Annotated in this window: 6 protein-coding genes; 1 reads left to right on the forward strand and 5 read right to left on the reverse strand. The window is 69.5% G+C overall.

What is annotated here, in order from left to right:
* Positions 1–72: 72 nt before the first annotated feature.
* From ADBZ6I_RS13460 to ftsY, 4 genes are all read right to left on the reverse strand, one after another.
* A complete protein-coding gene (locus ADBZ6I_RS13460; RefSeq protein ID WP_526384642.1) occupies positions 73–2,568 on the reverse strand; it encodes a [protein-PII] uridylyltransferase in 2,496 nt (831 codons plus the stop codon).
* 17 nt (positions 2,569–2,585) lie between these two features.
* On the reverse strand, positions 2,586–2,924 hold the full coding sequence (locus ADBZ6I_RS13465) for a P-II family nitrogen regulator (protein ID WP_526384644.1): 339 nt from the start codon (positions 2,922–2,924) through the stop codon (positions 2,586–2,588).
* Between the two features lie 5 nt (positions 2,925–2,929).
* The gene (locus ADBZ6I_RS13470) at positions 2,930–4,321 is read right to left on the reverse strand and encodes an ammonium transporter (protein ID WP_526384646.1); all 1,392 of its coding nucleotides are present in this window, start codon (positions 4,319–4,321) and stop codon (positions 2,930–2,932) included.
* 210 nt (positions 4,322–4,531) lie between these two features.
* A complete protein-coding gene (gene ftsY, locus ADBZ6I_RS13475; RefSeq protein ID WP_526384648.1) occupies positions 4,532–6,031 on the reverse strand; it encodes a signal recognition particle-docking protein FtsY in 1,500 nt (499 codons plus the stop codon).
* Positions 6,032–6,100: 69 nt separating this feature from the next.
* Between ftsY and fni the strand changes: the two genes are divergently transcribed.
* Positions 6,101–7,123 carry a type 2 isopentenyl-diphosphate Delta-isomerase gene (gene fni, locus ADBZ6I_RS13480; protein WP_526384650.1) on the forward strand — a complete coding sequence of 341 codons (1,023 nt, stop codon included), beginning with the start codon at positions 6,101–6,103 and terminating at the stop codon, positions 7,121–7,123.
* Positions 7,124–7,201: 78 nt separating this feature from the next.
* Here the strand turns inward: fni and ADBZ6I_RS13485 are convergent.
* Positions 7,202–8,850 (reverse strand): AAA family ATPase (locus tag ADBZ6I_RS13485; protein ID WP_526384652.1); only part of this gene is annotated, 1,649 nt, incomplete at its 5' end.

The following is an 8,850-nucleotide window of genomic DNA, read 5'->3' on the forward strand; positions in this document are numbered from 1 at the left end:
CAATCAAACCCCAGCCGGACGACGATCAAGCGGCGCCCCCAGGCGCCGCGATGAGGAGTCCGGCAATCAGGATCAGCCGGCTTCCTGAACGGGGCCGGGCGGCGGCGGGGCGGGCAGGGCCGCGTAGAGCTGCCGCTCCAAGGCTTCGCGGGCCGCCCGCGACGTCGGTGCGGAGATGGCGAACACGTCGATCACCGAGGAACCGAAGGTGGTGATCTTGGCCCAGGCGATATCCACCCCGGCCTGCTCGAACACCGCGGTGAGCACGGCAAGCAACCCGGTGCGGTCGCTGGCGCGCACCTCGACCAGCTGCGTTGCGGGCCCGCCGGGGTGGCCTTCCTCCGGTCCGTGCCACAGAATCCGGGGCGGGGCCGGCGCGGCCGCCGGGACGCCGGGCTTGGGGTCCCCGACGCGTTCGGTGCCGTATTGGGCAGCCTCCCGATCCCGCTTCTGCAGTGCTCCGATGGCGTCCAGCTCGCCGTCGAGGGCGAGGATGAACTGCTGGCGCAGCAGTTCCGCCGCCGGCGGGGAACCGAAATGGGGCGACACCACGAACGTGTTGATGGCCGACGCCCCACCGGGCAATACGGCACTGTTGACCGACGCCGAGTGGACGCTGAGCGCGTTGAGCGCCAGCACTCCGGCGGCTTTGGACAGCAGCCCGCGGCGGTCCGGGGCGATCATCGTCACCGCGTAGGTGTGCGCCGACCCGCCCGGTGCCATCTCGACGTGGACGGCGCCGTCCCGGGCCAGCGCGAGGTGTTCGTCGGCGACGGGTTCGGGGTGGGGTTCGGACTCCCCCGCCATCAGGGTGCGACAGCGGCGGACCAGATCACCGATCAGCATGGACTTCCAGTCGCCCCACACCCCAGGTCCGGTGGCCAGCGAATCCGCCTCGGCCAACGCGTGCAGCAGTTCCAGCAGCACCGGGTCGCCGTCGAGGGCGTCGACGACGGAGCGGGCAGTGGCCGGGTCCTGCAGGTCGCGCCGGGTGGCCGTGTACGGCAGCAGCAGGTGGTGGCGGACCATCGCCGAGAGCAGCCGGATGTCGGAGGGCCACAGTCCCATCCGTTCCCCCACCCGGGTGGCCAGTTCCGCGCCGATGACGCTGTGATCGCCGCTGCGGCCCTTGCCGATGTCGTGCAGCAGCGCACCCAGCACCAGTAGATCCGGCCGGGCGACGCGCGTGGTGAAAGCGCTTGCGCGGGAGACGGTTTCGACCAGATGACGGTCGACGGTCCAGGTGTGCACCGGGTCACGCGGGGGTAGGTCGCGCACAGCGCCCCACTCGGGGAAAATTCGGCCCCACAGGCCGGTGCGGTCCAGCGCCTCGACGGTGGTCACCGTGGTGGGACCTGCTGTCAGCAGCACCAGCAGGTTCTCCAGAGCGTCCCGCGGCCACGGCGCCCGCAGTTCCGGAGCGATGTCGGCCAGCCGGGCCAGCGTCGAGGAGGCGATCGGAATTCCGATGGCAGCGGATGCCGCGGCGACCCGCAGGGTCAGGCCGGGATCGCGCTGCGGCCTGGCGTCACGGGCCAGGATGACCTCGCCGGCGTATTCGACGACGCCCTCGTCCAGCGGACGGCGCACCGGTCTGCGCAGCGCTGACAGCCCGCGGCGCGGCAGCGCGTTGGCCGCGGTGCGCACGGCGGAGTCGACGTAGTAACTGACGGTGCGGGCGGCGTCGGAGAGCATCCGCGCCAGGTCGAACCGGTCGCCGATGCCCAGCGCGGCGCCGATCTCGTCGGCGTATTGCGCCAGCAGTTGGTCGCGACCGCGCTTGGAGACCCGGTGCAGTTCGGTGCGGACGTTGAGCAGCGACAGGTGCGCGGCGGCCAGCGAGCCGCCCGGCGGCTCCGCCGAAGAGCTGGAATACACGTCGGCCACTTGCGCGATCGCCAGCGCGTTGAGCAACTGGACGTCGCGCAGACCGCCCATCCCGGCCTTCAGATCGGGCTCAGCACGATGCGCGATCTGGCCGCTGCGCTGCCAGCGCGCTCTGGTCTGCTCGACGAGATCGTCGAAGCGGGAGGCGATTCCGGCCCGCCACTGGCGCCGGGCACCGCCGATCAGCTGACCGGACAGGTGATCGTCGCCGGCGATGTGCCGGGCCTCGAGCACGGCCAGTCCGGCGGAGATGTCCGAGCCGGCCACCTGCAGCGTCTCGGACACGGTGCGGACGCTGTGGTCGAGCCGAATGTTGGCGTCCCACAACGGATACCACAACTGCTCGGCCACCTCGGTGACCGTCTCGGTAGGCATGCCGTTGTGCAGCAGCATCAGGTCGAGGTCGGAGCATGGAACCATCTCGCGACGGCCCAGACCACCGGTGGCCACCAGAGCGAATCCGCTGCCGGGGGTGATGCCGATCTCCGCTGCCTTGGTGGTCAGCCACAGTTCGTTCAGGTCCAGTAGCGCCTCACGCAGAGCAGAAGCATCGAGGCGGTGCGACACGCTGCCGAGGAGCTGGCGGCTGGCCGCCGCCAGGTCGGTCGCGGGGTGCCGCGGCTCCGCCGCCGGGAATTCCACTCTCCCGGCGGCGGCCGCGTCGCTTGTCTGTTTTGCCATTTCATGTCCCGGGCGATCTAGAGAGCGTCCGAGCCCCGCTCGCCGGTGCGCACCCTGATGATGGTCTCCACCGGGCTGACCCATACCTTGCCGTCACCGATCTTTCCGGTGCGGGCGGCGGCCACGATGACATCAACCACCCGGTCCACCGCGGTGTCGTCGACGACGACCTCGACGCGAACCTTCGGCACGAAGTCCACGGCGTATTCGGCGCCGCGATAGACCTCCGTGTGACCCTTCTGACGTCCGTACCCCTGGACCTCGCTGACCGTCATGCCCAGAACACCGAGCTCTTCCAGGCCGGTCTTGACGTCTTCCAGAGTGAACGGCTTGACGATCGCAGTGATCAGCTTCATTTTCCCTATACCTCCGCGCCTTGACGTGAGAAGACCGAGCTACCGCCGCCACCGCCGCCGGCCACGGCGAAGTCGTACGCGGTTTCCGCGTGTTCGGACTCGTCGATACCTGCAGCCTCGGCTTCACGATCGAGCCGCAGTCCGATGGTGTACTTCACCAGCAAGGCCAAGATAGCCGTGACGACCGCCGAGTACGCCATCACCGCCCCGGCACCGACGGCCTGTCGCCACAGCTGATCGGTTCCGCCGCCATAGAACAGTCCGTTGACAGCCGCCGGCGCCTCCTCGGTGGCAACCAAGCCGACCATCAGCGTCCCGACCAGTCCGCCGACCAGGTGCACCCCGACCACGTCGAGGGAGTCGTCGTACCCGAGCCGGTATTTCAGGCCGACCGCCAGCGCACACAGCACACCGGCCGTGGCGCCGATTGCCAGCGCCCCGACCACGTTGACCGACGAACAGGCCGGTGTGATGGCCACCAGACCGGCCACGATGCCCGACGCCGCACCCAGCGAGGTGCCGTGACCGTCGCGGACCCGCTCGGTGACCAGCCAGCCCAGCATCGCCGCGGCCGTCGCGACCGTCGTGGTGACGAACGTGGTGCCGGCAATGCCGCCGGCACCGATCGCCGAGCCCGCGTTGAATCCGTACCAGCCGAACCACAGCAGGCCGGCGCCGAGCATCACGAACGGCAGGTTGTGCGGTCGCATGGGAGTCCCCGGCCAGCCGAGGCGCTTGCCCAGGATCAGCGCGAGTACCAGCGCGGCAATGCCGGCATTGATGTGCACCGCTGTTCCACCGGCGAAGTCAATGGCTTTGAGCTGATTGGCGATCCAACCACCGGTCTCGGCCGTCACCCCGTCGAAGGCAAACACCCAGTGCGCCACCGGGAAGTAGACGAACGTCGCCCACAACCCGGCGAACAGCAGCCAGCCGCCGAACTTCAGCCGGTCGGCAACCGCACCGGAAATCAGTGCGACGGTGATGATGGCGAACATCAGCTGGAACGCCACGAACACCGTCTGCGGGATCGTGCCGGCCAGCGGGATGGTCACGGCCTCGACGGCCTCGATTCCGGCCACGGGATCGGCGATCACTTCAGCAACGGCGTTTCCGCCGATGAGGCCTTTGAGGCCGAAATACTGGCCGGGGTTGCCGAAGAAGCCCATCGTGTCGTTGCCGAAGGCCATCGAATAGCCGTAGAGCACCCAGAGCACCGTCACCACACCCATGCCGCTGACGCTCATCATGATCATGTTGAGCACGCCGCGGGCGCGCACCATACCGCCGTAGAAGAATGCCAGGCCTGGTGTCATCAGCAGCACCAGCGCGGCGCTGGCAAGCATCCACGCGGTGTCACCGGTGTCCGGCACTCCCAAGACTGGGAATAGGTCCACTGGAAAGTTCCTCCTTTACATCGCCGATGGCCGGCGACCTAGGGAGAACCTTGCGCAGTGGTTGTTTCCGGTTTCAGACCCCGGTGTTTCGCTCAGGTGAACGAACCCGCGGCCGAAGTTTCGGTGCTGTTACACGCTGTGCTGATGGTGCTGTTACACGCTGTGCTGATGCGCGCGTACACGCTGTGCTGATGCACGCGGCCCGACCGCTCAGCCGAGCAGCGCGTCGACGAATGCTCCCGGCTCGAAAGGCGCCAGGTCGTCGGGGCCTTCGCCGAGGCCCACCAGTTTCACCGGAACCCCGAGTTCCTGCTGAACCCGGAAGACGATGCCGCCCTTGGCCGTTCCGTCCAGCTTGGTCAGCACCACACCGGTGATGTCGACCACGTCGGCGAACACCCGCGCCTGGGTGAGACCGTTCTGCCCGATGGTGGCGTCGAGCACCAGCAGCACCTCGTCGACGGCCGCCGCCCGCTTCTCCATGACCCGCTTGATCTTGCCCAGCTCGTCCATCAGACCGGTCTTGGTGTGCAGCCGGCCGGCGGTGTCGATGACGACCACGTCGGCGCCGGACTCGATGCCCTTGTCCACCGCGTCGTAGGCCACCGACGCCGGGTCGGCGCCCTCCGGGCCGCGGACCACCTCGGCGCCCACCCGCGACGCCCAGGTCTGCAACTGGTCGGCGGCGGCGGCGCGGAAGGTATCGGCGGCGCCCAGGACGACGCGACGACCGTCGGCCACCAGCACACGGGCCAGCTTGCCAACGGTGGTGGTCTTTCCGGTGCCATTGACGCCGACCACCAGCAGCACCGACGGTTTGTCGTCGTGCGGAAGCGCCCGGATGGACCGGTCGAAACCGGGATTGAGCTCCTGCACCAGCACCTGACGCAGCACCGCCCGGGCCTGGGCCTCGGTGCGCACGCTGCCGGCCGCCATTCCGGCGCGCAGGTGTTCGATCACCGAAGTAGTGGTCGTCGGCCCGAGGTCGGCGATCAGCAGGGTGTCCTCGACCTCTTCCCAGGAGTCCTCGTCGAGGTCGCCGCCACCGAGCAGACCGAGCATGCTGCGGCCGAACGCATTCTGGGACTTGGCCAGCCGCCCGCGCAGCCGTTCCAGCCGTCCGGCGGTCGGGGCGATGGTGTCGATCGGAGACGGGGCGAGGGCGGTCTCGGCCACGGTGTCGTCAACGACGAAGTCCTCGACGACGAAGTCCTCGACGACGAAGTCCTGGACGACGAAGTCCTGGACGACGATGTCCTCGTCGACGAAGTCGTCGCCGACCGTGGTCTCGGCCAGGATGTCGTCGGCCACCGGCGGGCTGGGCAGCATGACACCGGCGTCGCGCGCGGCGGTCTCGTCGAGAACCGGGGGTTCGGGCAGCCGGACCTGGGAGATCGGCCGTTTCAGCGAGTCCCGCGGAATAGCGGCGTCGTCACCGACCCCGGGCAGGCCGGTGGTGTCGATGAGCGGCGGCTTCGGCGATCTGGGCCGTTCCACCGTCGCGGGGCCTGACGATTGTGTGAACGAGATGCCGGAGGTGGCGGTGTAGCCGCCGGAGCGGTCGACTTTTGTGGGAGCCTCGATGGCAGGCTCTTCGGGGGCAGGAAGCAGACTGACCTGGCGGCGCCGGTAGAGCACTGTCCCGACGACCAGTGCGACGATGACGAGGATGGCGATGACCGCGAGAGCGATCCAGAGACCCTGTGACACCGTGTCATTGTTCCAGGGTTCCCGGTCGCGCCGCTGCCAGGCTGACAAACCCGACCCGGACCGGTCCGAATGAGCGACGGATTGTCGGCGCGCAAGCTGCGCCATATCGACGCCTGCCTGACCGGGCCGGTCGAGTTCGTCGGGGTCAGCACCGGCTTCGACTGGTTCCAGCTGCCGTACAACGCCCTGACCCAGACCAACCTGCCGGACATTGACCTGACCACCCGGTTTCTCGGCAGCCCGCTGCGGGCTCCGGTGCTCATCGGGGCCATGACCGGCGGTGCGGACCTGGCCCGCACCATCAACCGGAACCTCGCCGAGGCGGCCCAGAAACTCGGTGTCGGCATGATGCTGGGGTCGCAGCGCATCATGCTGGGTGACGACCCGGCCGCCGACGCGGCGGCAGCCAGTTTCGAGGTTCGTGACCTGGCACCCGATGTGCTGCTGATCGGCAACATCGGGCTGGCGCAGGTGACCGACCGGCTGGCGCCCCGGCTCGCCGCGGCCCTGGAACGGGTCGGAGCGAACGCCGTCGCGGTGCACCTCAATCCGCTGCAGGAGGCGATGCAGGAGAACGGCGACACCGATTTCGCCGGGTCGCTGGAACAACTGGCCCGGCTGGCCGAGGAACTGCCCTACCCCGTGCTGGTCAAAGAGGTCGGACACGGTATCGGCGCCGCGGCGGCCGAGCGGCTGCGCGGTATGCGAATCGCCGCGGTGGATGTCGCCGGCGCCGGCGGCACCTCATGGGCGCGGGTGGAGCAGGTCGTCCGCTACGGAGAAGTCCGTTACCCCGCCGTCGCCGACTGGGGAATCCCTACCGCGCAGGCCCTGATGGAAGTACGCCGCACGCTGCCGGACATGCCGCTGGTGGCCTCCGGCGGGGTCCGGTCGGGTATGGACGCCGCCAAAGCCCTGGCGCTGGGCGCCGACGTGGTGGCGATGGCGCGGCCGCTGCTGGCGCCGGCGATCGAATCGGCGGCCGCGGTGGTCGACGTCCTCGGAGGTTTCATCGACGAGTTGCGGATCTGCCTGCACGGCGCCGGCGCCGCCGATCTGGCCGGCCTGCGCCGCATCGGCGTCACCGGCTAGTTGTCGGCTGCCGCGCCGTCGCGGGTGATTTCGGTGCACTGGCGAGCGCTCAGCGCATGAAAGTGCACCGAAATCGCACTAGGAGGAGACCAGGGTCTCCCCGCGCATCCGCTGGGAGATCACCTGGGTGATGCCGTCGCCCTGCATGGAGACGCCGTAGAGCGCGTCGGCGATCTCCATCGTCGGCTTCTGGTGGGTGATGACGATCAGCTGCGACTGTGAGCGCAGCTGCTCGAACAGCCCGATGAGCCGGCGCAGGTTGACATCGTCGAGGGCGGCCTCGACTTCGTCCATGACGTAGAACGGTGACGGCCGGGCCCGGAAGATGGCCACCAGCATGGCCACCGCGGTCAGCGACTTCTCGCCGCCGGACAGCAGCGACAGCCGCTTGACCTTTTTGCCCGGCGGCCGGGCCTCCACCTCGACACCGGTGGTCAGCATGTCGCCGGGATTGGTGAGCAGCAGTCGGCCCTCGCCGCCCGGGAACAGGGCGGCGAACACCTGGGAGAACTCCCGCTCCACGTCGGCGTAGGCCTCGGTGAACACCTGCAGAATGCGGTCGTCCACTCCGGCGATGACGTCGAGCAGATCCTTGCGGGCCGCTTTGACGTCCTCGAGTTGGGTGGACAGGAAGTTGTAGCGCTCCTCCAGCGCGGCGAACTCCTCCAACGCCAGCGGGTTGACCCGGCCCAGTTCGGCTAGTTCGCGCTCGGCGCGTTTGGCCCGGCGCTCCTGGGTGGACCGGTCGAACGTCATCGGCGCCGGTGCGGTGACCTGCTCGCCGCGTTCGCGGGCCTGCTCGTATTCGGCCATCTCGAGCTCCGACGGCGGCAGCGCCACCTCAGGGCCGTACTCGGCGATCAGATCGTCGCCGGCCATGCCGAATTGTTCGAGCACGGTCTGCTCGAGTTGTTCGATGCGCAGGGCCGCCTGCGCCTTGGCCACCTCGTCGCGGTGCAGCGAGTCGGTCAGCTGGGAGATCCGGGCGTTGAGTGCGGCGACCTCCTGGCGCACGGCGGTCATCGCCGTGGCCCGCTGCTGACGTTCGGCTGCCAGCCGGTCCCGGATCCGGGCGGCGGCGGTGACCACGGCACCGAGCCGCTGGGCGAGGTGGCGGCCGCTCTCGGAGACCGCGGCGGCGACGTCGGCGGCGTGCTGGCGGGCGGCCCGCGCGTGTTGCGCCCGCGCCCGCGCCTCGCGTTCGGCGGCGGCGGCCCGGCGCAGCGAATCCGCTTTGCCCCGAACGGCATTCGCACGTTCCTCGGCGGTGCGCACCGCCAGCCGGGCTTCCACTTCGGCGGAACGGGCGGCTTCGGCCGCTTGCTGGATCTGCTGGCGTTCGCCGGGAGAGGCTTCGACGACGGTCTGCGCCTCCTGGGCACCGTGCAGCCGGGCCTCCAACTGACCGAGATCCTCGACCGCCTGGGTGCGGCCGGCTTCGAGTTCGTCGCGCTGGGACTGCAGGCGCCGCCACTCCTCGTCGGCAGCGCGCACGTCCTGTCCCAGCCGGCCGAGCTGTTCGTAGATGGCCGAGATGGCGGCGTCGGATTCGTTGAGGGCGGCCAGCGCCTGTTCGGCGGCGTCCTGCCGGTTGCGCTGCTCAGCCAGCGCGCCGGCCAGGGCGGCGGTCAGTTCGCCCACCTGCGTCTCGGCGGCGGCCAGTTCGGTGCGGGCCTGCTCGATGGCGCCGGCGATCTCCAGGGTGCTGGGCTTGCGATCCGACCCGC

Origin of the sequence: Mycobacterium sp. (assembly GCF_044342925.1) — a bacterium.
Classification (GTDB): Bacteria; Actinomycetota; Actinomycetes; order Mycobacteriales; family Mycobacteriaceae; genus Mycobacterium.

What these genes read in the sequence shown, in the direction of transcription:
- ADBZ6I_RS13460 (WP_526384642.1), bottom strand. Translation starts at nt 2,568, where the DNA reads ATGGCAAAACAGACAAGCGACGCGGCCGCCGCCGGGAGAGTGGAATTC.
- ADBZ6I_RS13465 (WP_526384644.1), bottom strand. Translation starts at nt 2,924, where the DNA reads ATGAAGCTGATCACTGCGATCGTCAAGCCGTTCACTCTGGAAGACGTC.
- fni (WP_526384650.1), top strand. Translation starts at nt 6,101, where the DNA reads ATGAGCGACGGATTGTCGGCGCGCAAGCTGCGCCATATCGACGCCTGC.